Origin of the sequence: Acidovorax sp. LjRoot118 (genome assembly GCF_964253575.1) — a bacterium.
Classification (GTDB): Bacteria; Pseudomonadota; Gammaproteobacteria; order Burkholderiales; family Burkholderiaceae_C; genus Acidovorax.
The window spans coordinates 570,740-593,154 of record NZ_CAXURB020000001.1 but is presented as its reverse complement, the minus strand read 5'-3'; the positions used below and the strand labels follow the sequence as shown (position 1 = coordinate 593,154).

Here is a 22,415-nt window from a genome sequence, read left to right as displayed (position 1 = left end):
GCCTGCGGCGCACCCCTCACGAACTCCCGGCTCCTCCCGCATGAACCCACAAGCCCATCTGCTCTGGAAAGCACCCCGTTGGGCCCTGGCGGTGCTGCTGGCGGTGCTGGGCATGCTGGGGCCGTTCTCCATCGACACCTACATCCCGGCGTTTTCGGGTATCGCGGCGGCGCTGGGCGCCACGCCGGTGGAGATGCAGCAGACGCTGTCGGCCTACCTGTTCGGCTTTGCCTTCATGAGCCTGTTCCACGGCGCGCTGGCCGACAGCTTCGGCCGCCGGCCGGTGATCCTCTGGGGCATCGCGGTGTTCACGCTGGCATCGGCGGGCTGCGCGCTGTCGCAGACCATCGGGCAATTGGTGGTGTTCCGTGCGCTGCAAGGCCTGTCCACAGGCGCGGGCATCGTGGTCTCGCGGGCGGTGATCCGCGACATGTTCCCGCCCGCCCAGGCCCAGAAGGTGATGAGCCAGGTCACGATCTATTTCGGCGTGGCCCCGGCCATCGCGCCCATCGTGGGTGGCTGGCTGTTCGTGCACACCGGCTGGCACAGCATCTTCTGGTTCCTGACCCTGGTGGGCGTGGTGCTGTGGACGGCCAACTACCGGCTGCTGCCCGAGACGCTGCACATCGAGCAGCGCCAGCCCTTCAACGTGCGCCACCTGATGCAGGGCTACGTGCAGCTGGGTTCGAGCGCGCGTTTTGTGCTGCTGGCGCTGGCCAGCGGTGTGCCCTTCAATGGCATGTTCCTGTACGTGCTGTCGGCGCCCGCCTTCCTGGGCGATCACCTGTCGCTGGCACCCACGCAGTTCTTCTGGTTCTTCATCCTCACCATCTCGGGCATCATGGGCGGGGCCTGGCTCAGCGGGCGCCTGGCCGGGCGCATTCCGCCCAAGCGGCAGATCCGCCACGGCTTTCTGATCATGTTCACGGTGGCGGTGCTGAACCTGGCGGCCAACCTGCTGTTCCCACCGCATGCCTGGTGGGCACTGCTGCCGATTGCGGTGTTTGCCTTTGGCTGGGCCCTCATGGTGCCGGTGGTGACCCTGCTGGTGCTGGACCTGTACCCCGAGCGGCGGGGCATGGCCTCATCGATGCAGGCCTTCGTGGGTTCCACGGCCAACGGGCTGGTGGCGGGCGTGATCGCCCCGCTGGTGATGCATTCGACCATTTTGCTGGCCCTGTCATCCTTGCTGATGATGGGCATCGGCATGCTCGCCTGGATCTACCTGCACCACCGCTGGCCCGACATCGGCCGCATGCCCATCAATCTCTGACCCGCCCCAGCACCGGCTCCGGCATCACGACCCCGGTTGCCGGCGGTCGATGTTCTTTTGCTGGTAGTAGCGGTTCTTTTCCGCGTACATGGCCTGGTCGGCACGGTTGATGGTCGCCTCCACTGCATCGCCCGACTGGCAGCTGGCAATACCCATGGCCAGGCTCAGGTGCTGGCCGGGGTAAAACTGGTTGTTCAGGTCCAGCATGGAGATGATGCGCTCCTGCAATGCCAGGGCGCCGCGCTCGTCGGTGCCCGGCAGCAGCACGGTGAACTCGTCGCCACCGATGCGTGCCGCACAGGCCGGGGCATCCACGGCCTTGGCCAGCACCTCGCCCACGCGGCGCAGCATGGAGTCACCGGCCGCATGGCCCTGCTCATCGTTGACGACCTTGAGGCCGTTGAGGTCGATGGCGATGACGGACAGCGGCCAGGGCCCCTTGCGCGTGAGCCGGTTGAGCTCTTCGGCATAGAAGGCGCGGTTGCGCAACTGGGTCAGCACGTCGTGCTTGCCCAGGTACTCGAGGTAGGCTTCGGCCTTCTTGCGCGCGGTGATGTCCACCAGCGACAGCAGCACCAGGCCCCAGTCATGCCGGTGGCTGTCGGGCACCGAGAACTGCATGTGGATGTTCACCGCATCGCCCGATAGCGAATAGTTCACCACCTCGCGCTGCTGGAAGGTCTTGCCCTCCCACAGGTCCTGCAGTTGTTCGCCGAAGGATTCGTGCATCTCGCCACGGAACACGCGGCCGATGCTGTTGAGCAGCATCTCCTTGCTGGAGGCACCGAACATGCGCAAGGTCTGCTGGTTCACGTCGATGACGCGGATCTCCTGCATGCAGCGGGCCACGAAGTCCGGGTGCACCTTGAGGAAGGTCTTGAAATCGCCGATGCCCTGGGCACGCACGCCATCGAGCAGGTTCTTGACGGCGCTGAAATCCTCGACCCACAGGGACACCGGCGAATGCTCGAACAGGTCTCGCGCGTACTGCTCGCTGCGCTGGATGCGGCGCGCATCGTTGAACTGCACGGTGTTGTCTTCGAGCGAAACGAGCACGCGGCTCCAGTCGTGCTCGTGGCCGGGCAGGATGCGCGCACGCACCTGAACGTCCAGGCGCCGGCCATCGAGCGCGTAGTTCACGGTCTGGTTGGAGAACTCCAGCTGCCCGTCCCACAGCTGCGCCAGCTCGTGCGCTGCGGTGTCGTGCCGGTCGTCGCGAAAGACCTTGTCCAGGTTGGCGACCAGGTGCTCCAGGCTGTCGGCAGAGAACAGCTCGAGTGTGCGGCGGTTGACCTGCAGGACGCGCAGCGATGCGCTGCACTGGCGCAGGCGGGCCCGGTCCTCGGACAGGTGCGCGCGGATATCGGTCACCCCTTGCGCGCGCCAGCCGTCGAACAGCTGCTTGAGTTCGCTGAAGTCCTCAAGCCACAACGACACGGGCGTCAACTCGAACATGTGCTCGTAGTCGGCCCCCGAGGATAGAGATGACACCACGACAATTTCCTCCGTGGGCAATTATTGACGACATGGCCAGGGAAAACCGGGCCTGTGCAATCTGCCGACGCAAAAAAGGGCTGGCACCTTGCGGTGCCAGCCCTTCATGACCTTCAGACCAGGGTGTCTGTGTGATCAGCGTGCAGGACGGGCAGGACGCTTGCGTGCGTCGTGGGCCACGAACGGCTTGGCGCCGCCAGCGCCGGCTGGCTTGGAGAATGCGGGCTTGCGGGGAGCAAAGTCACCACGCGGTGCACCGGCGTCGGCACGGGGGGCAAAGCGGCCCTGGCCCGCGTCACCAAAGCCTGGCTTGCGGCCATAGCCATCGGCATCGCGGCGGGGAGCGCCACCACCAAAGCCACGGTCTTCACGGGGAGCGCCGTAGCCGCCGCCACCGTTGCCACCCTGGTAGCCACCTTCACGGCCGCCACCCTGGGGGGCGCCGCGGTTGTCGCTGCCACGGCCGGCAAAGCCGCCGCCAAAGCCACCACCGAAACCGCCACGGTCGTTGCCACCGCGGTCATTACCACGTGCGGGGCCATTGAAGCGGCCGCGCGATGGGTTTTCACGGTTGTCGTACGAACGGCCTGGGGCACCACGGCCACCGCCGAAGTCGCCACCGCGCGGTGCCTGGGGCGAGCGCTGCGTGGGTTCCATGCCGGCGATCACTTCCGATTTGAACTGCTGGCGGCTGTAGCTTTCGATGTCGAAAATCTTGCGGCGATCGCGGAACTCGGCGAAGGTCACAGCCAGGCCGTCGCGGCCGGCACGGCCGGTACGGCCGATGCGGTGGGTGTAGTCCTCTGCCTTCATGGGCAGGCCGAAGTTGAACACGTGGGTGATCGTGGGCACGTCGATGCCGCGGGCAGCCACATCGGTCGCCACCAGGATCTGCACCTGGCCGGCGCGCAGCGCCATCAGGCGGCGGTTGCGCAGGCCCTGGCTCAGGGCACCGTGCAGTGCCACGGCCGAGAAGCCTTCCTGTTGCAGGTCGTTGGCCAGGCCGTCGCACTCCACCTGGGTGCTGGCGAAAACGATGGCCTGGTTGATCGTGGTGTCACGCAGCCAGTGGTCCAGCAGCTTGCGCTTGTGCTGGGCGTTGTCGGCCCAGTACAGCATCTGCTTGATGTTGGCGTGCTTCTCTTGCGGAGAATCGATGGTCACCTTCTGCACCGACGAACCGCCGTCGTGCATCACGCGCATGGCCAGTTGCTGGATGCGCGGCGCGAACGTGGCGCTGAACATCATGGTCTGCTTGCGCTGGCTGGTCAGCTGGTTCAGTTCGGCCAGGTCGTCCGAGAAGCCCAGGTCGAGCATGCGATCGGCTTCGTCGACGACCAGGAATTGCACCTTGTCGAGCTTGATCTGCATCGAGCGCTGCAAGTCCAGCAGGCGGCCGGGGGTGGCGACCACGAGGTCGGCGTTCTGCAGCTTGGCGATCTGCAGTTGGTAAGGCATGCCGCCCACCACGTTGGCAACGCGCAGGCCACGGCAATGCTTGACCAGGTCGATGGCGTCGTGCGCCACCTGTTGCGCCAGTTCACGCGTGGGGCACAGGATCAGGGCGCCAGGAGTGGCGGCCTTGAAGTTGCGCGAGCTGGTGGGGTCCTTGCGCTTGGCGCGCTTGGGAGCAGGTTCGCCACGCTCGGCGGCTTCGGCCACGGAACGATCAAAGGCAGCGCGTTCTTCGGCTTCGGCAGCGGCTTGCTGGTTGATCAGCGTGTGCAGCACGGGCAGCAGGAAGGCGGCGGTCTTGCCCGAGCCGGTCTGGCTGGAGACCATCAGGTCGATGAACTTCGAGGCATCGCTGCCCATGGCCAGGGGAATGGCCTTGAGCTGCACGCTGGTGGGCTGGGTGTAGCCCAGGTCGGCCACGGCCTGCACGAGTTCAGGGGCCAGGCCCAGTTCCACGAAACCATTGGGTTCGGCGGTCACGGCGGCATCGGCTTCAGCGGCGGATTCCACCACGGCGTCGAGGGGGAGGGACTGCACGGAAATGTCGGCAGCAAAGGAAGTGTCGGCAGGCGCGAATTCGCCCTGCACCAAGGAGGTGTCGGTCATGATTTTTCTCTCACGAAGACGGCCGCAGGCGGAGCCCACGGTTGGCTTCGTTAAATGGTTAAAAAACATCAACCATCAAACGAAACCTGCGCTGACTCAGAAGGTCAAGGCGGGTGGGCGTTATTCGCCAGTCCTGCACTGTCTTGGACAGTCGGCTGGCAAGCCCGGTGTGTGAGGGGAGATGCACAATCTGCGAGGGATTCCTGCGCAGCCAGCGATTATGGCACGATTAAGGGTTTCCCCGCAATACCCCTCAACTTCGAAAACTTGCAAGCCGCACGGCCCCTCCCATGACCGGGAAGGGAACCCGAGCGCCTAGGAGATCTACTTCACCTCCACCGACAGCAGGTGCTGGCGGTAGTGCGCGAGCTCGTCGATGGATTCATGCACGTCGGCCAGGGCCGTGTGCTTTTGCGCCTTCTTGAAGCTGGTGTAGGCCTCGGGCTTCCAGCGCTTGGCCAGTTCCTTGAGGGTGCTCACATCGACGTTGCGGTAGTGGAAAAATTGTTCCAGCTTGGGCATGTAGCGCACCAGAAAGCGCCGGTCCTGCCCGATGCTGTTGCCGCACATGGGCGCCTTGCCCTTGGGCACGTACTGGGCGAGGAAGGCGATGATCTGCTGCTCGGCCTCGGCCTCGGTCACGGTGGACGCCTTGACCTTGTCGATCAGGCCGCTGCGGCCGTGGGTACCCTTGTTCCAGGCATCCATGCCATTGAGTAATTCGTCCGACTGGTGGATCGCAAACACCGGGCCTTCGACGCGGGGCTCCAGGGTGGGACCGGTCACGACCACGGCGATCTCCAGCAGGCGGTCGGTGTCGGGCTCCAGGCCGGTCATTTCGCAATCGAGCCAGACCAGGTTCTGGTCCGATTTGGCGAGCTTTGCGGGGGTGGGGTTGTTGGCTTCTGACATGGCGCGCATTGTCTCCTATCCCCTAAACTCCCCGGTACATGCCGAACACAGAAGACTTCTCCCCCTCGATGCTGCTCACGCTGGCCTTTGCCGCGGCCCTGGTCATCGGCCTGGCGCTCAAGTTCTGGCTGGCCAGCCGGCAGATCCGCCACGTGGCAGGCCACCGTGCCAGCGTGCCAGCGGCGTTTGCCGAACGCATTCCCCTGGCCGCGCACCAGAAGGCGGCCGACTACACCATCACCAAGGCACGCTTGGGGCTGCTGGAAATGGCACTCGGTGCCGCCGTGTTGCTGGGCTGGACGCTGCTTGGCGGCCTGGATGCCCTGAACCAGGCCCTGCTCGCCGTGCTGGGCGGCGGCATGTGGCAGCAGCTCGCCCTGCTGGCGGCGTTTGCGGCCATCAGCGGGCTCATCGACCTGCCGCTCTCGCTGTACCAGACCTTCGTGGTGGAGGAGCGCTTTGGCTTCAACAAGATGACGCTGCGCCTGTGGCTGGCCGACGCGCTCAAGGGTTTGCTGGTGGGCGCCCTCATCGGGCTGCCCATCGCGGCGCTGATCCTGTGGCTCATGGGGGCTGCCGGCCCGATGTGGTGGCTGTGGGCCTGGGGCTTCTGGATGGGCTTCAACCTGCTGCTGATGGTGGTCTACCCGACCTTCATCGCCCCGCTGTTCAATAAATTCCAGCCACTCGAAGACGAGTCGCTCAAGGCACGCGTCACCGCCCTCATGCAGCGCTGCGGCTTCTCGGCCAAGGGCCTGTTCGTGATGGACGGCAGCCGCCGCAGCGCGCACGCCAACGCCTACTTCACGGGCTTTGGCGCGGCCAAGCGGGTGGTGTTCTACGACACGCTGCTGCGCCAGCTCGCGCCCGGCGAGGTGGAAGCCGTGCTGGCCCATGAACTGGGGCACTTCAAGCACCGCCACATCATCCAGCGCATTGTGGGCCTGTTCGCCATGAGCCTGGCGGGCTTCGCGCTGCTGGGCTGGCTCTCCAACCAGGTGTGGTTCTACACGGGCCTGGGCGTGCGGCCCAGCATCTCGCTCGACGCGGGTGTGGCGTCCGCCCCGAACGATGCCCTGGCACTGCTGCTGTTCATGCTGGCCGTGCCGGTGTTCACCTTCTTCATCTCCCCGCTCTTCGCACGGCAATCGCGCCGCCATGAATTCCAGGCCGACGCCTATGCCGTCGCCCAGGCCAGTGGTGCGGATCTGTCCTCGGCCCTGCTCAAGCTGTACGAGGACAACGCCTCCACGCTGACGCCAGACCCGCTCTACGTGAGTTTCTACTATTCACACCCGCCTGCCACCGAACGGCTGGCACGCATGCACACACCGACTCTGACCCCATGACAGCCCCCTCCTCGATGCTCAAGAAAAAAGACTGGTCGGCCATCACGCGCCGCGCGCTGACGGCGACCGAAGTGGTCACCCAGCTCGCCAAGCTGGAGGGCTGGAGCCTGACCGGCGATGGCGCCAACGTGGCCATCGAGAAGACCTACCACTTCGCCAACTACCACGAGACCATCTCGTTCGTGAATGCCGTGGCCTTCATCGCCAACGCACAGGACCACCACCCCGACCTGTCCGTGCACTACAACCGCTGTGTGGTGCGCCTGAACACGCACGACGTGAAGGGCATCTCCAGTACCGACTTCGAATGCGCCACGCGCTTCGACGCACTGGTCACTTCCTCATGAGGCCGCAACACCATGGCTGAGCGCAGCGCCCTCATGGAAGGCACGGTGGTCGCCAGCCACGGGCGCCACTGCATGGTCGAAACCCCCGATGGCGAGCGCCGCATCTGCCATCCTCGCGGCAAGAAGAGCCAGGCCGTGGTGGGCGACCATGTGCTCTGGCAGGCGCCCCCACCCGGCCAGGGCGAGGAAGGCACCATCGAGAAGGTCAAGGAGCGGCGCAACCTGTTCTACCGCCAGGACGAGATCCGCACCAAGTCGTTTGCCGCCAATCTGGACCAGGTGCTGATCCTGATTGCAGCGGAACCGGTGTTCTCCGAAAGCCAGCTCTCGCGCGCACTGATCGCGGCTGAGGCGGCGCGCATCCAACCCATCATCGCGCTCAACAAGAGCGATCTGGTCGAACCCTTCGCACGGGCCTGGGAGCGGCTGCTGCCCTACCGCCACATGGGTTCAGGCAAGCACTACGGCGTGCTGCCGCTGTCGCTGCGCCTGTCGAGCGATGTGGACCGGGCGCTGCTGATGGAGCACCTCCAAGGCAAGATCACGCTGGTGCTGGGCCCGTCAGGCTCGGGCAAGAGCACCCTGATCAACCTGCTGGTGCCCGGTGCCACGGTGCTCACGAATGAGATCTCGCAGGCCCTGAACTCCGGCAAGCACACCACCACCAGCACGCACTGGTACTGGATGGACAAGGAGCGCACCACGGCGCTGATCGACTCGCCGGGCTTCCAGGAATTCGGCCTGCACCACATCGCACCCATGCAGCTGGCGGCCTGCATGCCCGACATCGCGGCGCATGCCACGGACTGCAAGTTCTACAACTGCACGCATCTGCATGAGCCGGGCTGCGGAGTGATCGATGCGGTCAAGCGCGGGCCTGCGGATGATGGGATCAGTGAGAACCGGTACCGGATCTATGGCGATCTGTTCGCAGAATTGAGCCATACGCGGTATTGAAGTTTCGGCTTCTTTGACGGTGGTTGCTTCTGCTTTTGCTTTGAAGGCGGAGGCCGGGTCTCGGCCCGGCGGCCGAGGTACTTGTTCATTGCTTCGCCAAAGAAAAGTACCCAAAAGAAAGGCGACCCCGCTGCCCGTGTCCCCCTCGCACTGCGTACGAGGGGGCAACCTGCGATGCTCAGTCCTGGGGTGCACCGCGGAACTCGCTGCGTTCCCCCTGCGGTTGAACTCCGCTCAAACAACCGCGGTGAGTCAGACAACGATGCGCGTGTCCTTCGGCACGCGCTCACCCCAGGCCTTGCGCTTCTCGGCACGGTCAGAAGGGGGTGGGAGCGGGCTCCACACGGGCCATTGCTTCGCTCGGCCTGTGGTCCTTCGCTGCGCTCGGCTTGCCAAGGCGGTCGCCCAACATGTCGGCAGCGCACAGCGCGTAACCGACACCCGGCGCCGCTGCGAAGCAGCAGCCGTCCTTGTCCCCGCTCCCCACCCCTTCTGGCTGCGCCGAGAAGTGCAGGAGCTGGGGTGGGCGTGTGTGCCGAAGGACACACACGCTTCGTGAACTGACTTGCCGCAGCTGTTTGAGCGGAGTTCGAAGAACGCAGCGAGTTCTGCGGCACCACCCCAGCTCCGAGCATCGCAGGTTGCCCGCAGCGAAGCGAAGGGACGCAGACTGGGGGTCGCCTTTTCTTGGCCTACTTTCTTTTGGCGAAGCAAAAGACAAGTAGGTGCGCCGCCGGGCGCAGATCCCGGCCTCCGCACCCGGCACGGGCATGCCGCACAAACAAGCCTGCCAGCCAGCGAAAACCCGAGGAGAGACCCGGGATCAGCCCAACAACCGAGCCAACGTCAGCAAAGCCAGCAGCAGCATCCACACCACCACCGACCTCCAAACCAACCCCACGACACTGCGCAAATGCCCGACTTCAGGCTCCCGCCCAGGGGTGGAGTCACTATCCCCCATGTCCGCATCGATCTCCAGCCCCTGCGGCGTATGAAGCACCGACCGGGCCTTGAGCGCCTCGCCCCCCAGCCGGACGTTGATGGCCCCGGCCGTCGCCGCCAGCACCACCCCATCGTTGTCATTGGGAAAGCGCTGCGCATGGAAACGCCAGCCCTCGATCGCCTCCTCGAAGCTGCCCACCACCGCAAAGCTCAGCGCGGTCAGCCGCGCAGGCACCCAGTCGATCACCGTCCAGGCCTGGGCCGAAGCGCGCTGCAGCGATTCGCTCGCGGGCTGCGCCCCCATGCGCTGGCGGTAGTGCCAGTAGCGCGAGGCGAATTCAGCCAGCCGGTACAACACCGCCCCCGTAGGCCCCAGGCCCAGGGCGGCCAGCACCGAGAACCAGGCCAGCACGCCGAACACGTGGCGATGGGCGGCCAGCACCGAATACTCGATCACATGGCGCACGATCTCGCTGCGCGGCAGCAGGCCCACGTCCACCTGCTGCCAATGGGCCAGGCGCTCGCGGGCGGCGTCTTCATCGCCTTCTTCCAGCGCATCGCGGATACCGGTGAAATGGTGGCTGAACTGGCGGAAACCGAGGGTGACGTAAAGCACCGCCACGCTCCAGAGCACGGCGAACGGCCAGCCCAGCCCCCACAGCAGCAGCCAGTGGATGGCCAGCACGACCAGGGAAGGGACGAGCACCGCCAGGCCCCACGCCACCCAGCCGTGGTGCGACTTGCCGGCGTCGAAATTGCGGCTCACCGACAGGGCCCAGGCACGCAGGCCTGCGTGGATGGGGTTGCTGCGGGCCAGCGGGCGGGCCTGCTCGATCAGCAGAGCGAACAGGATGGCGAAGAAACTCATGGTCGCCAATGATACTGGCGCTGCATGCCGCCGTGCACCAATAAGGTCAGGCTTGCATGAAGCGGTAGAAATTGCGCAGCATGCCGGCGGTGGCGCCCCAGATATGGTGGTTCTTCTCACCATCTTGGTAGGGCATGGAGAACCACTCGCGGGCCACGCCCTCCCACTCCAGCCGGTGGCGCTGGTGGTTGGCCGGGTCGAGCAGAAAGGCCAGCGGCACCTCGAACAGATCCGCCACCTCGTAGGGGTTGGGCGTGAGCACGCAGTCGGGCTGCACCAGCGCCACCACCGGCGTGATGATGAAGGAGGTGCCCGTCACGTAGATGGGCAAGGAACCCAGCACTTCCACGTACTGGCGTTCCAAACCCACTTCCTCGAAGGCCTCGCGCAGCGCGGTGTCCGCCGGGGTCGCGTCCTCAGGATCCGCCCGGCCACCGGGAAAGGCGATCTGCCCTGAGTGCGTGGACAGATGCGCCGTGCGCTCGGTCAGCAGCACCATGGGCTGCTCGCGCAGCACGATGGCCAGCAGCACCGAGGCATGGGCCGGCTCGCGCTGGGCGAACTTGCGCTCCAGCACCACCTCGGGCTCCCACTGCGGCGGGTGCGCAAAGCGCAGGCGCAGCGCCTCGGGGGTCTGGGCCGCCAGCGGCACCGCAGGCAGGTGCGCATCCACCCCTACCACGGGCACCTTGCGCGGATCGAAATCGGGCAGCGTGGACAGGGGCGGGATGATGGAGGACACGGGGCTGATCGGTGGTTTCACTGCAGTCGAGATGAGGGGGCTGAAAGAGCGTTGGTGGGGCGGCACAATGCAAAAAGCCGCTACAGGCTGGCTGTAGCGGCTTGCCTGGACGGGTCCAGTCCTCAGGCGGCAGTAGCTGCTGCTGCTGCGGCGGCGACAGCCGCCTTGTTGACGCGCTGTGGCAGCTTTTCCTTGATACGTGCCGACTTGCCGCTGCGGTCACGCAGGTAGTACAGCTTGGCACGGCGCACGTCACCGCGGCGCTTGACTTCGATACCGGCGATCAGCGGGCTGTAGGTCTGGAACGTACGCTCCACGCCTTCGCCGCTGGAGATCTTGCGCACGGTGAAGCCGCTGTTCAGGCCGCGATTGCGCTTGGCAATCACCACGCCCTCGTAAGCCTGCACGCGCTTGCGGGTACCTTCCACCACGTTCACGCTCACGATGACGGTGTCACCAGGCGCAAATGCGGGAATGGTTTTGTTGAGGCGGGCGATTTCTTCCGCTTCCAGGGTTTGAATCAGGTTCATTTTTACATCCAACGATCATGTCCGCGCCAAAAATGGCAGCGTCGGGATTGACGTCTCAGTGTTTCGCACAAACGGCAGGAGCCTGCATGCTCCACATGTTTGCTCAGCAAAACGGCCGGCCAGAGGATCGAAAAGCCTTTGATTATAACAAGTCAGCGCAACTTGGCCAATACGGCCTCGTCGGCAGGCGTGATGCGACCCGCTTGGCGCGCTGCGGCGATCAGGTCGGGGCGGTGGCGCACGGTGATGGCCAGGCGCTGGTCGCGCCGCCAGCGCTCGATCTGCGCGTGGTGGCCGGACATCAGCGCGGCCGGCACGGCCTGGCCCGCCCACTCTTCGGGGCGGGTGTAGTGGGGGCAGTCGAGCAGGCCGTCGAGCGCGGGGTTGAAGCTGTCGAGCTGGTGGCTGCCCTCGTCGTTGAGCACGCCGGGCTGCAGGCGCGCCACGGCATCGAGCAGGGCCATGGCGGCAATCTCGCCACCCGAGAGCACAAAATCGCCCAGGCTGATCTGCAGGTCCACATGGGCATCGATGAAACGCTGGTCGATGCCTTCATAGCGCCCGCACAACAGCACGGCGCCCGTGCTGGCAGACCACCGCTCCACCGCCGCGTGGTTGAGCGCCGCTCCGATGGGCGAAAACAGCACCAGCGGAGCCTGGCCCTCGGCAGGCTCGGCGCGCTCGGCGCGGATGGCTGCCAGGCAGCGCGCCAGCGGCTCGGCCAGCATCACCATGCCCGGGCCACCGCCAAAGGGCCGGTCGTCCACGCGGCGGTAGTTGCCCTCGGCTTGGTCGCGGGGGTTCCACAGCCGTACGTCGACCTGGCCACCGGCATAGGCACGCCGCGTCACGCCGCTGGCCAGAAAGGGCGCAAACAGCTCGGGGAACAGGGTGATGATGTCAAAGCGCATGGTGCGCAGCGGACCGCAACCGGTCGCTCAGTAGTCGGGCTGCCAGTCGACGGTGATGCGCTTTTCGGGCAGTTCCACCTTGTCGACGAAATGGGCCACGAAGGGAATCATGCGCTCCTGCACCTTGCCTGCCTCCTCGTACTCGAGCACCAGCACGGTCTGCGGGCCAGTGGACAGCAGTTCGCGCACGGTACCCAGGACCAGGCCCTCGCGGTTGACGACGGCCAGGCCGATCAGGTCCACCCAGTAGTATTCGTCGGTGGCGGTGGTCGGAAAGCCCGAGCGCGGCACGAAGATGCGCGCGCCGCGCAGCGCCTCGGCGCCGTTGCGGTCGTCGATGCCCTGCGCCCAGGCCACCACGGTGTCCGAGTGGTCCTTGGCCTGCCGAATCGGCAACAGCACCGTGCCGGAGAAGGTCTTGGCACCCCGCTCGGAGGGCTGCAGGTACCAGCTTTTGGCAGAGAACAGGGCTTCGGGGTTGCTGCTGTGGGGCACCACCTTGAACCAGCCTTTGATACCCCAGGCGTCGGCAATGCGGCCCACTTCGACGGCGTCGGCAGGCAGTTCTGCGGGTGCGAGGGTCAGGTTCGTGGCCATGGAATGGGTCTCGGAAATAGGAAAAGGGCGGGTTCCGCCAGGCAAGCCGACGGAACCCGCCCTTTTCAGGGAGCTTTAAGCAGCCTTCTTGGCAGCTTGCTTGATCAGGCGGTCCACGGTAGGCGAGGACTGGGCGCCCACGCTCTGCCAGTACGTCAGGCGGTCCTGTGCAATGCGCAGGCCTTCTTCGGTTTCCTTGGCGGTGGGGTTGTAGAAGCCCAGGCGCTCGATGAAGCGGCCATCGCGGCGCACGCGCTTGTCAGCAACGACGATGTTGAAGAAAGGACGGCCCTTGGAGCCGCCGCGGGAAAGTCGAATGACGACCATGATTTATCCTTCGGGTGTTGGGTTCCGGCAATACCTGCCGAAAGCCGCAGTGTTCGCAACCATATTCTCGCAACGCTTGAGACACGCGACATGGCCACCCGGCCAGCGACACGCTGCAAAGCCCGCGATTATATCCAATTCCCCATTCCATGCCCATTATTCGTCCAAGCACCGACGCTGACCTGCCCGCGATCACCGCCATCTACGCCCACCATGTGCTCCACGGCACGGGTACTTTCGAGATCGATCCCCCCACCGAAACCGACATGGCCGGCCGCCGCGCCGACGTGCTGGGCCGGGGCCTGCCCTGGCTGGTCGCCGAGCAGGACGGCCAGGTGCTGGGCTTTGCCTACGCCAACTGGTTCAAGCCGCGCCCGGCCTACCGCTTCTCGGCCGAAGACTCGATCTACGTGGCCGACAGCGCCCGCGGCATGGGCCTGGGCCGGCAACTGCTGGCCGAACTGATGGTGCAGGCCGAGGCGGCCGGCGTGCGCAAGCTGCTGGCGGTGATCGGCGATTCGGCCAACGCCGGCTCCATCGGCGTGCACCGCGCCGTGGGCTTCACCGACGTGGGCGTGATGCGCTCCATGGGCTGGAAATTCGGCGCCTGGCGCGACATCGTGCTCATGGAAAAGACCCTGGGCGCGGGCGACACCACTTCGCCTGAATAATCCCCCCATGAAAAACAAAACACTGGCTGCCTGGCTGGCCTTCCTGGGCGGCCCGCTGGGCCTGCACCGCTTTTACCTGCACGGCATGGGGGACATGCTGGGCTGGCTGCTGCCCATCCCCACGGCACTGGGGATCTACGGCATCCAGCGCGTGCAGCAACTGGGGCAGGACGACCATTACAGCTGGATCCTGATCCCCCTGCTGGGGTTCACGATCGCGGGTTGCGCCCTGCGCGCCATCCTGTACGGCCTGATGACGCCCGAACGCTGGAATGCCCGCTACAACCCCAGCGCCCCGGTGGAAGCGCCCGCCGGCCAGACGCAGTGGATCACCATCGGCGCCATCGTCCTGGCCCTGCTGATGGGCACCACGGTGCTGATGGCCAGCCTGGCGTTCAGCTTCCAGCGCTATTTCGAGTACCAGATCGAGGAAGCGCGCAAGATTTCGCAATAGGCATCCGCCACAACGCAAAAAGCCCTCCGGGAAACAGTTCCCGGAGGGCTTTCTTCATGGAGCTGCAGAGCACTCAGAACAACTGCAGGCTCACCCAGTAGGCAATGGCCGCCACAAAGGCGCTGGCCGGGATGGTGAGCACCCAGGCCCAGACGATGTTGCCGGCCACGCCCCAGCGCACGGCGCTGGCGCGCTGGGTGGAGCCCACGCCCACGATGGCACCGGTGATGGTGTGCGTGGTGGAGACCGGGATGCCCAGCGTGGTGGCCAGGAACAGCGTGATCGCCCCGCCCGTTTCGGCACAGAAGCCGCCCACGGGCTTGAGCTTGGTGATCTTCTGGCCCATGGTCTTGACGATGCGCCAGCCACCGAACATGGTCCCGAGGCCAATGGCCACATAGCAGCTCACGATGGTCCAGGTGGGCGGCGATGCGTCGCTGGCCGAAGCGTAGCCCGTGGCGATCAGCAGCAGCCAGATGATGCCGATGGTCTTCTGCGCATCATTGCCGCCGTGGCCCAGGCTGTAGGCGCCTGCGGAAACGAGCTGCAGCCGCCGGAACCACTTGTCCACCTTGCTCGGCCTGGCGCGCCGGAAGATCCAGGCCACGGCCACCATCATCAGCGAGCCGAGCAGAAAGCCCAGCAGCGGCGAGACGAAGATGAAGGCCACGGTTTTCAGGATGCCGGCCGAGATCAACGCGCCCGCGCCAGCCTTGGCGATCACCGCGCCCACGATGCCGCCGATCAGCGCATGCGAGGAGCTGCTGGGGATGCCGTAGTACCAGGTGATCACGTTCCAGGTGATGGCGCCCACCAGGGCGCCGAACACCACGTGCGTGTCCACGATGCCGGGCTGCACGATGCCCTTGCCCACCGTGGCGGCCACGCTCAGGTGGAACACGAAGATGGCCACAAAATTGAAGAATGCCGCGAACAGCACCGCCTGCGCGGGCTTGAGCACGCCGGTGGAGACCACCGTGGCAATCGAGTTGGCGGCGTCGTGGAACCCGTTCATGAAGTCGAACAGGATCGCAAGCGCCACGAGCAGAACGACAACCCACAGGGCTGCTTGTACGGTTTCCATGCTGCTGGGCCCTGCCGATCAGGAGTTCTCGAGGACGATGCCCTCGATGCAGTTGGCCACGTCCTCGCACTTGTCGGTGATGGTTTCCAGGAGCTCGTAGATGGCCTTGAGCTTGATCACTTCGCGCACATCGGGCTCCTCGCGGAACAGCTTGCTCATGGCGCTGCGCATCACGCGGTCGGCGTCGGATTCGAGCTTGTCGATCTCCTCGCAGGTCTTGAGGGCGGCCTCGGCCACGGCAGGGTCGGCGATCTTGTCGAGCAGCTTGACGGCGTCGCGCAAGCGCTCGCAGCACTTGAGGCTCAGGTCGGTGAGGCGCGTGATCTCGTCCGTCATGTGGCGCACGTCGTACAGCGCCATGGTTTCCGCCGAGTCCTGGATCAGATCGGCCACATCGTCCATGGTGTTGATGAGCGTGTGGATCTGCTCACGGTCGATGGGGGTGATGAAGGTCTTGTGGATGGCCTTGTTGACCTCGTGCGTCACGCGGTCGGCAGCGCGCTCGGCGTTGTCCACGTCCTGGTTGTACTTGTCACGCAGGTGGGGATCGTTGTAGTTGGCCACCAGTTGCGAAAAAGCGCGGGCCGCTTCCACGATGCGGTCCGCATGCTGGTTGAACATTTCGAAAAAATTGCCTTCGCGTGGCAACAGCTTGGCAAACAGCATGGGGGAGGCTCCTGGAACGGGGGGTCGGATTTCTTGAAAATGACGGTGCCATGACAAAACCATGACGCCAACGTGACTGCCGGGAGTTTAACCGCCGGGCCGTTGCAACCAGGCCCAGGGTCGATGGCAGCGGCTTCGCCCGGGCCGGGATCCCCGGGCCGGGCCTACCCGCCGGGGACCCTCCGTCCTACAGCAAGCGTCGGTGCAGCACCTTAGATTGGGCGTTCGCCCCGCGGGCATCCGTTGCCCGCCGAATTTCCCCACGTTCCAAGGACACCTTCCATGCCATCCTCGTTCCGCCTGATCCCCTGGCTGGTTGCAGCCGCCTGCGCCGCCACGGGCGTGCAGGCACAGACCAGCAGCGCTTCGCCCAAGCAGCGCGATTCCTTCATTCCTTATACGCAGCAAGGCTACTTCGGCCTGAGCGGCGGCCGGTCCAACTACGACCTCAATGCCGGTCCACCCGGCACCGGCCTGGGCTTCGATGACTCCGACTCGGCCTGGAAACTCTCCACCGGCGGCTATTTCCACCCCAATGCCGGCGTGGAGCTGAGCTACCTGAATGCCGGCAAGGCCCACCGCCTGGGCGGCACCACCAAGGCCGAGGGCGTCAACCTGAGCCTGATCGGGCGCGCCCCGCTGAACGAGCAGTTCGACCTGTTCGGCAAGGTAGGTACCACCTATGGCCGCACGCGCACTTCGGGCTTTTCGGGCCTGGGCGTGGCCACGGGCAAGGACAGCGGCTTCGGGCTGTCCTACGGCGTGGGCGCACGCTGGAACTTCAACCAGCAATGGGCCGCCGTGGTGGAGTGGGAGCGCCACAAGTTCCACTTCTCGGATGAGAACTCGGGCGTGAAGATGACGACGCTGGGCGTGCAGTACAAGTACTGACCTGCAACGGGAGGACTTGCGTCCTCTCCATGAAAAATGCCGTCCCGAGGGACGGCATTTTGCTGGCGCAGGCAAGCCCTTACTCGCCCAGGTAGGCGGCACGCACCTTGGGGTCGCTCAGCAGCTCCTGGCCCGGCCCGGTCATGGTGATCAGGCCCGACTCCATCACATAACCGCGGTCGGCAATGGCCAGCGCGCGGCTGGCGTTCTGCTCCACCAGCAGGATGGTCACCCCCAGGGCGTACACATCGCGCACGACCTCGAAGATCTTGTCCACCATGATGGGTGACAGGCCCATCGAGGGCTCGTCCAGCAGCAGCACCTTGGGCTGGCTCATCAGCGCGCGGCCCATGGCCAGCATCTGCTGCTCACCGCCTGACATGGTGCCGGCCAGCTGGTCCTTGCGCTCGCGCAGGCGCGGGAAGATGGTGAACATCTTCTCGATGTCGGCCAGGATGCCCGCCTTGTCCTTGCGGATGTAGGCACCCATCTGCAGGTTCTCGGTGATGGTCATGCGCGCGAACACGCCGCGCCCTTCCGGCACCATGACCAGGCCGTCCTTGACCAGGTCCCAGGCGCCCTTGCCCTTGATGCTCTTGCCCAGGTACTCGATGTCGCCATCGCCCATGGGCAGCGTGCCTGTGATGGCCTTCATGGTGGTGGTCTTGCCGGCACCGTTGGAGCCGATGAGCGAGACCAGCTCGCCTTCGCGCACTTCGAAGTCCACGCCCTTGACGGCCTGGATACCGCCATAGCCCACCTTCAGGCCCTTGATCTGCAGCAGTACCTTGTTGGATTTTTCGGCCATTCTCAATGTCCTCCGGTGCCCAGATAGGCCTCAATCACTTTTTCGTTCTTCTGCACGGTGGCAGGCGTGCCTTCGGCGATCTGCTTGCCGTAGTCGAGCACCGTCACGCGGTCGCACAGGCCCATCACCAGCTTCACGTCATGCTCGATGAGCAGGATGGTGCGGTTGTCGTTGCGGATGCGGTCGATCAATTCGCGCAACTGCACCTTCTCGGTCGCGTTCATGCCGGCAGCGGGCTCGTCCAGCGCGATCAGCTGGGGATCGGTGGCCAGGGCGCGGGCGATCTCCAGGCGGCGCTGGTCGCCGTAGCTCAGGGTGCGCGCCTTGTAGTCGGCGAACTTGCCGATGCCCACGTAGTCGAGCAGTTCCTGCGCGCGCTTGGCGATGGCCAGCTCCTCTGCCTTGAAGCTCTTGGTGCGCAGTATCGCGCCCAGCAGGCCGGACTTGGTACGGATGTGGCGGCCCACCATCACGTTCTCTAGCGCCGTCATCTCCGCAAACAGGCGGATGTTCTGGAAGGTACGGGCAATGCCGGCCTTCGCCACCTCATGCACGGCTGTCGGCTCGTAGGGCTTGCCTGCGAGTTCGAACGTGCCGGCGTCGGGGGTGTACAGGCCGGTGATCACGTTGAAAAACGTGGTCTTGCCAGCGCCGTTGGGACCGATCAGGCCGTAAACCTGGCCGCGTTCAATCGTGATGCCGACGTCGGAGAGGGCCTGCAAGCCGCCAAAGCGCTTGGATATGCCGGCAACCTTCAGCACCACTTCGTTGGATTTCTCTGCCATGTTCTAACTTTCGGTGGTGTTCAGGACTTCTGCGTGAGGCTCTTGCCATGGTCGGGCGCAGGCCACAGACCACGGGGGCGCATCAGCATGATGACGATCATGGCCACGGCAATCAGGAACTGGCGCAGGATGGCGGAATCGAGGCGGCCATCGGTCATGGCCTGCAGCGGGCCGGCCACGTAGCGCAGCACTTCGGGCAGGGCCGACAGCAGCACGGCGCCCAGGATCACGCCCGGGATGTGGCCGATGCCGCCGAGCACCACCATGGCGACGATCATGACCGACTCCATCAGGCTGAAGGACTCGGGCGAGACGAAGCCCTGGAAGGCACCGAACATGGCACCCGAGACGCCGCCGAACGAAGCGCCCATGCCGAAGGCCAGCAGCTTGAGGTTGCGGGTGTTGATGCCCATGGCCTTGGCAGCGATTTCATCTTCGCGGATGGCCATCCAGGCGCGGCCGATGCGCGAGTCCTGCAGGCGGTAGCAGATGATGACGCTGATGATCACCAGCACCAGGAACAGGTAGTAGTACAGCGTGACGGAGTTGATGTCGAAGCCAAACAGCTCCAGCCGCTTGCCCAGATCCAGGCCGAAGATCTTGACCGAGTCGATCTGCCCCAGGCCCTTGGGGCCGTTGGTCAGGTTGACAGGGTGGTCCAGGTTGTTCAGGAAGATGCGGATGATCTCACCGAAGCCCAGTGTCACGATGGCCAGGTAGTCGCCGCGCAGCTTGAGCGTCGGCGCCCCGAGCACCGCCCCGAAGAGCGCTGCAATCAGTGCCGCCAACGGTATCACCACCCACAGCGAGGTGTGCAGCCCATTGGGGAACATGGCGGCAAACGCGGTGAAGGTATCGGCCAGATGGGGCGATGCCATCAGCGCGAACAGGTAGGCACCCACGGCATAGAACGCCACATAGCCGAGGTCGAGCAGGCCGGCGTAGCCGACCACGATGTTCAGGCCCAGGGCCAGCATCACGTACAGCAGGGCCAGGTCGGCGATGCGCACCCAGGCGTTGCCGAAGTACTGGAGGATGAGCGGGAGAATCAGCAGCGCGATGCCGCCCATGACCCATTTGGCAAGGTTGTTGTTTTTCATGACAGGTCCTCAGGCTCGGTCGGCCACACGCTCGCCCAGCAGGCCCGAGGGGCGCAGCGTGAGGATGATGATCAGCACGATGAAAGCAAAGATGTCGGTGTAGTGGCTGCCCAGCAGGCCACCCGTGAGGGTGCCGATGTAGCCCGAGCCGATGGCCTCGATCAGGCCCAGCAGGATGCCGCCGACCACCGCGCCGGCCAGGTTGCCGATGCCGCCGAACACGGCGGCCGTGAAGGCCTTGAGTCCGGGCAGGAAGCCCATGGTGTGCTGCGCCGTGCCGTAGTTGGAGGCGTACATGATGCCGGCGATGGCCGCCAGGATGGCACCGATGATGAAGGTGGCCGAGATCACCATGTCGGGCTTGACGCCCATCAGCGAAGCCACGCGGGGGTTCTCTGCCGTGGCACGCATCGCGCGGCCCAGGTTGGTGTGGTTCACCAGGTACATCAGCGAGGCCAGCGCCACTGCGGTCACGCCCAGGATCAGGATCTGGGTGGGGGTGATGTAAGCGCCACCGACCTCAAACGGCGTGCTGGGCAGCATCGTCGGGTACGGCTTGTAGTTGGGCTTCCAGATGATCATGGCCAGCGTCTGCAGCAGGATGGACATGCCGATGGCGGTGATCAGGGGCGCCAGGCGCGGGCTGCTGCGCAGTGGCCGGTAGGCGACCTTCTCGATCACGAAATTCAGGGTGGCAGCGACCACGCACGCGATGATGGTGGCCAGCAGCAGGATGAGCCAGCCGGGCGCGCCAGGCATGGCCCCTTGCATTAACCCGATACAGCTCCAACTGGTGAGTGCACCGATCATGAGCACCTCGCCGTGGGCGAAGTTGATCAGTTGAATAATGCCGTACACCATCGTGTAGCCCAAGGCTATCAAGGCGTACATGCTGCCGAGAACCAGACCGTTGATGATCTGTTGCAGCAAAATGTCCATAAGAGAAGTCCTTCGTTTGTAACGCACCCCAAGCGCAGGCACCGGAATCGGTACAGCCTTGTGGGCCCGACTGCCATCTAGCAAAAAACCCGCCAGAAATGCAGCTGTGCGGGTTTGTGGACGGGATTGTAGCCAGTAGTGTCAGCAGCCCCTCTTCAGGATTGGCGGGGTTTTCCCTCGGGTTGCGGATCCATCAGTGACGGGCCGGGCACATAAGTATTTTTGATACACGCAAGAATATTGCTGAGCAAACTTATTACCAGAATCATGCAAAATCGGCATAACACCGGTTTTCCGCCGTTTCTCCTGTAGCCAATCAGTCCTCGGGGAGGTCGGTGCCATCGGCGGCGGTATTGCGATTGCGCAGCTCACGCAATTTCTGTGCGATCTTGATTTCGAGCCCGCGTTCCACCGGCTGGTAGAAACCAGGCGCTGGCATGCCCTCGGGCAGGTAGTTTTCGCCCGCGGCAAACCCGCCTTCCTCGTCGTGTGCGTAGCGGTAGCCTTTGCCGTAGTCGAGCTGCTTCATGAGCTTTGTCGGTGCATTGCGCAGGTGCATGGGCACCGGGCGCGTCCCGTCCTGCTTGACCCAGGCGCGCGCGGCGTTGTAGGCCTTGTAGACGGCATTCGACTTGGGCGCCACGGCCAGGTAGACCACGCACTCGGCCAGGGCCAGCTCGCCCTCGGGCGTGCCCAGGCGTTCGTAGACCTCGGCCGCGTCGAGCGCCAGGCGCAGAGCGCGCGGATCGGCCAGGCCGATGTCCTCGCTGGCCATGCGCACCAGGCGCCGGGCCATGTAGCGCGGGTCGGCACCACCATCGAGCATGCGCACCAGCCAGTACAGCGCCGCATCGGGGTCCGAGCCGCGCACGGATTTGTGCAGCGCGCTGATGGTGTCGTAGAACTGCTCGCCACCCTTGTCGTAGCGGCGCATGCGCTCGCCCAGCACCTTGAGCAGCCAGGCGTCCGTGATCTCGGCCAGTTGCTCCTGCGTCGCCGCCATGGCCAGCGTTTCCAGCGTGTTGAGCAGGCGCCGGGCATCGCCGTCGGCATAGGCCACAAGGCGGTCGATGGCGTCCTGCTCGATGGCTGGCAGCGCCTTGTGCGCCTGGGCCAGCGCCACGAGCTGCTGCAGGTCCTCGGTCGACAGGGGCTGCAGCACGTACACGGCGGCGCGCGAAAGCAGCGCAGAGTTGACCTCGAACGAGGGGTTCTCTGTGGTCGCGCCGATGAAGGTGAACAGGCCGCTTTCCACATGCGGCAAAAACGCGTCCTGCTGGCTCTTGTTAAAGCGGTGCACCTCATCGACGAAGACGATGGTGCGCTGCTGCATGAGGCCGTCACGCGCCAGCTCGGCCCGCTCCACCGCCTCGCGGATGTCCTTGACCCCGCCCAGCACGGCACTGATGCTGATGAACTGCGCGTCGAAGGCATCGGCCATGAGCCGCGCAATGGTGGTCTTGCCCACGCCCGGCGGGCCCCACAGGATGCAGCTGTGCGGACGGCCCGATTCGAACGCCAGGCGCAGCGGCATGCCCGGCCCCAGCACCTGCTGCTGCCCGATCACTTCGCCCAGCGTGCGCGGGCGCAGGCGCTCGGCCAGGGGTTGGTGGGCGGCGGTGGATGGCGAAGGGGAACTGCGGGACGTACTCATGGTGGCGAAGAAACGGGGACCGTGTGGATGGCAACCTGCGGCATGCACCGATT

The 22,415-nt window shown here is 65.1% G+C and carries 23 protein-coding genes; 7 read left to right on the top strand and 16 right to left on the bottom strand.

All coding sequences use genetic code 11. The features are described from left to right. Positions 1-40 precede the first annotated feature (40 nt). Entirely contained in the window at positions 41-1,273 is a 1,233-nt protein-coding gene (locus ACSQ9E_RS02820) for a multidrug effflux MFS transporter (RefSeq protein WP_436179452.1), read from the top strand. Between the two features lie 24 nt (positions 1,274-1,297). Here ACSQ9E_RS02820 and ACSQ9E_RS02815 read toward each other — a convergent pair whose 3' ends face one another. The 3 genes from ACSQ9E_RS02815 to orn all read right to left on the bottom strand — a co-directional run bounded on the left by ACSQ9E_RS02815 (position 1,298) and on the right by orn (position 5,740). Beyond that, on the bottom strand, positions 1,298-2,767 hold the full coding sequence (locus ACSQ9E_RS02815; RefSeq protein ID WP_436216835.1) for a sensor domain-containing diguanylate cyclase: 1,470 nt from the start codon (positions 2,765-2,767) through the stop codon (positions 1,298-1,300). Positions 2,768-2,902: 135 nt separating this feature from the next. Further along, a complete protein-coding gene (locus tag ACSQ9E_RS02810) occupies positions 2,903-4,828 on the bottom strand; it encodes a DEAD/DEAH box helicase (protein ID WP_436216834.1) in 1,926 nt (641 codons plus the stop codon). Positions 4,829-5,152: 324 nt separating this feature from the next. Then, positions 5,153-5,740, bottom strand: coding sequence for an oligoribonuclease (gene orn / locus ACSQ9E_RS02805; protein WP_427999627.1), 588 nt, complete (start codon positions 5,738-5,740; stop codon positions 5,153-5,155). A gap of 38 nt (positions 5,741-5,778) precedes the next feature. Here orn and ACSQ9E_RS02800 point away from each other — a divergent pair, with 38 nt between their 5' ends. Genes ACSQ9E_RS02800 through rsgA form a run of 3 tightly spaced genes read left to right on the top strand, consistent with a single transcriptional unit; the run spans position 5,779 to position 8,393 of the window. Then, entirely contained in the window at positions 5,779-7,089 is a 1,311-nt protein-coding gene (locus ACSQ9E_RS02800; protein ID WP_057268379.1) for a M48 family metallopeptidase, read from the top strand. After that, positions 7,086-7,436: a 4a-hydroxytetrahydrobiopterin dehydratase gene (locus tag ACSQ9E_RS02795; RefSeq protein ID WP_057202008.1), complete on the top strand. Its 351-nt coding sequence runs from the start codon at positions 7,086-7,088 to the stop codon at positions 7,434-7,436. The genes ACSQ9E_RS02800 and ACSQ9E_RS02795 overlap by 4 nt, the downstream gene beginning before the upstream one ends. Positions 7,437-7,448: 12 nt before the next feature. After that, entirely contained in the window at positions 7,449-8,393 is a 945-nt protein-coding gene (rsgA, locus tag ACSQ9E_RS02790; RefSeq protein WP_436216833.1) for a ribosome small subunit-dependent GTPase A, read from the top strand. An 823-nt stretch (positions 8,394-9,216) separates the two neighbouring features. On the opposite strand, the gene ACSQ9E_RS02785 is transcribed toward rsgA, so the two are convergent. From ACSQ9E_RS02785 to rpsP, 6 genes are all read right to left on the bottom strand, one after another. Beyond that, on the bottom strand, positions 9,217-10,203 hold the full coding sequence (locus tag ACSQ9E_RS02785; protein ID WP_436179454.1) for a CobD/CbiB family protein: 987 nt from the start codon (positions 10,201-10,203) through the stop codon (positions 9,217-9,219). Positions 10,204-10,249: 46 nt separating this feature from the next. Further along, positions 10,250-10,945: a CoA pyrophosphatase gene (locus tag ACSQ9E_RS02780; RefSeq protein WP_427999624.1), complete on the bottom strand. Its 696-nt coding sequence runs from the start codon at positions 10,943-10,945 to the stop codon at positions 10,250-10,252. Positions 10,946-11,067: 122 nt separating this feature from the next. Then, positions 11,068-11,475, bottom strand: a complete 408-nt coding sequence (rplS, locus tag ACSQ9E_RS02775; protein ID WP_057202005.1) for a 50S ribosomal protein L19 — start codon at positions 11,473-11,475, stop codon at positions 11,068-11,070. 152 nt (positions 11,476-11,627) lie between these two features. Further along, positions 11,628-12,386, bottom strand: a complete 759-nt coding sequence (gene trmD, locus ACSQ9E_RS02770) for a tRNA (guanosine(37)-N1)-methyltransferase TrmD (RefSeq protein ID WP_436179455.1) — start codon at positions 12,384-12,386, stop codon at positions 11,628-11,630. Between the two features lie 27 nt (positions 12,387-12,413). Continuing rightward, entirely contained in the window at positions 12,414-12,983 is a 570-nt protein-coding gene (gene rimM, locus ACSQ9E_RS02765) for a ribosome maturation factor RimM (protein WP_057202003.1), read from the bottom strand. Positions 12,984-13,058: 75 nt separating this feature from the next. After that, complete coding sequence (rpsP, locus tag ACSQ9E_RS02760; RefSeq protein ID WP_007859791.1) at positions 13,059-13,310, bottom strand: 30S ribosomal protein S16; 252 nt, start codon at positions 13,308-13,310, stop codon at positions 13,059-13,061. A 149-nt stretch (positions 13,311-13,459) separates the two neighbouring features. On the opposite strand from rpsP, the gene ACSQ9E_RS02755 reads away from it, so the two are divergent. Both ACSQ9E_RS02755 and ACSQ9E_RS02750 read left to right on the top strand, forming a co-directional pair. After that, complete coding sequence (locus ACSQ9E_RS02755; protein WP_057202002.1) at positions 13,460-13,981, top strand: GNAT family N-acetyltransferase; 522 nt, start codon at positions 13,460-13,462, stop codon at positions 13,979-13,981. A gap of 7 nt (positions 13,982-13,988) precedes the next feature. Beyond that, positions 13,989-14,435 carry a TM2 domain-containing protein gene (locus tag ACSQ9E_RS02750; RefSeq protein WP_057202001.1) on the top strand — a complete coding sequence of 149 codons (447 nt, stop codon included), beginning with the start codon at positions 13,989-13,991 and terminating at the stop codon, positions 14,433-14,435. A 73-nt stretch (positions 14,436-14,508) separates the two neighbouring features. On the opposite strand, the gene ACSQ9E_RS02745 is transcribed toward ACSQ9E_RS02750, so the two are convergent. Both ACSQ9E_RS02745 and ACSQ9E_RS02740 read right to left on the bottom strand, forming a co-directional pair. Further along, entirely contained in the window at positions 14,509-15,519 is a 1,011-nt protein-coding gene (locus tag ACSQ9E_RS02745; RefSeq protein WP_057202000.1) for an inorganic phosphate transporter, read from the bottom strand. Between the two features lie 18 nt (positions 15,520-15,537). Beyond that, complete coding sequence (locus tag ACSQ9E_RS02740; RefSeq protein ID WP_057201999.1) at positions 15,538-16,185, bottom strand: DUF47 domain-containing protein; 648 nt, start codon at positions 16,183-16,185, stop codon at positions 15,538-15,540. 282 nt (positions 16,186-16,467) lie between these two features. Between ACSQ9E_RS02740 and ACSQ9E_RS02735 the strand changes: the two genes are divergently transcribed. Next, on the top strand, positions 16,468-17,076 hold the full coding sequence (locus ACSQ9E_RS02735; RefSeq protein ID WP_057201998.1) for an outer membrane beta-barrel protein: 609 nt from the start codon (positions 16,468-16,470) through the stop codon (positions 17,074-17,076). A gap of 79 nt (positions 17,077-17,155) precedes the next feature. Here the strand turns inward: ACSQ9E_RS02735 and ACSQ9E_RS02730 are convergent, their stop codons facing one another. The 5 genes from ACSQ9E_RS02730 to ACSQ9E_RS02710 form a co-directional block, all read right to left on the bottom strand. After that, positions 17,156-17,884 (bottom strand): ABC transporter ATP-binding protein, encoded by a 729-nt coding sequence (locus tag ACSQ9E_RS02730; protein ID WP_057201997.1) that lies wholly within the window; start codon positions 17,882-17,884, stop codon positions 17,156-17,158. A gap of 2 nt (positions 17,885-17,886) precedes the next feature. Then, positions 17,887-18,669: an ABC transporter ATP-binding protein gene (locus ACSQ9E_RS02725; protein WP_057201996.1), complete on the bottom strand. Its 783-nt coding sequence runs from the start codon at positions 18,667-18,669 to the stop codon at positions 17,887-17,889. A gap of 20 nt (positions 18,670-18,689) precedes the next feature. Then, the gene (locus tag ACSQ9E_RS02720) at positions 18,690-19,769 is read right to left on the bottom strand and encodes an ABC transporter permease subunit (RefSeq protein ID WP_436216832.1); all 1,080 of its coding nucleotides are present in this window, start codon (positions 19,767-19,769) and stop codon (positions 18,690-18,692) included. Positions 19,770-19,778: 9 nt separating this feature from the next. Next, positions 19,779-20,708 carry a branched-chain amino acid ABC transporter permease gene (locus tag ACSQ9E_RS02715; RefSeq protein ID WP_057201994.1) on the bottom strand — a complete coding sequence of 310 codons (930 nt, stop codon included), beginning with the start codon at positions 20,706-20,708 and terminating at the stop codon, positions 19,779-19,781. Between the two features lie 316 nt (positions 20,709-21,024). Continuing rightward, positions 21,025-22,362, bottom strand: coding sequence for a replication-associated recombination protein A (locus ACSQ9E_RS02710; protein ID WP_057201993.1), 1,338 nt, complete (start codon positions 22,360-22,362; stop codon positions 21,025-21,027). Positions 22,363-22,415 lie beyond the last annotated feature (53 nt).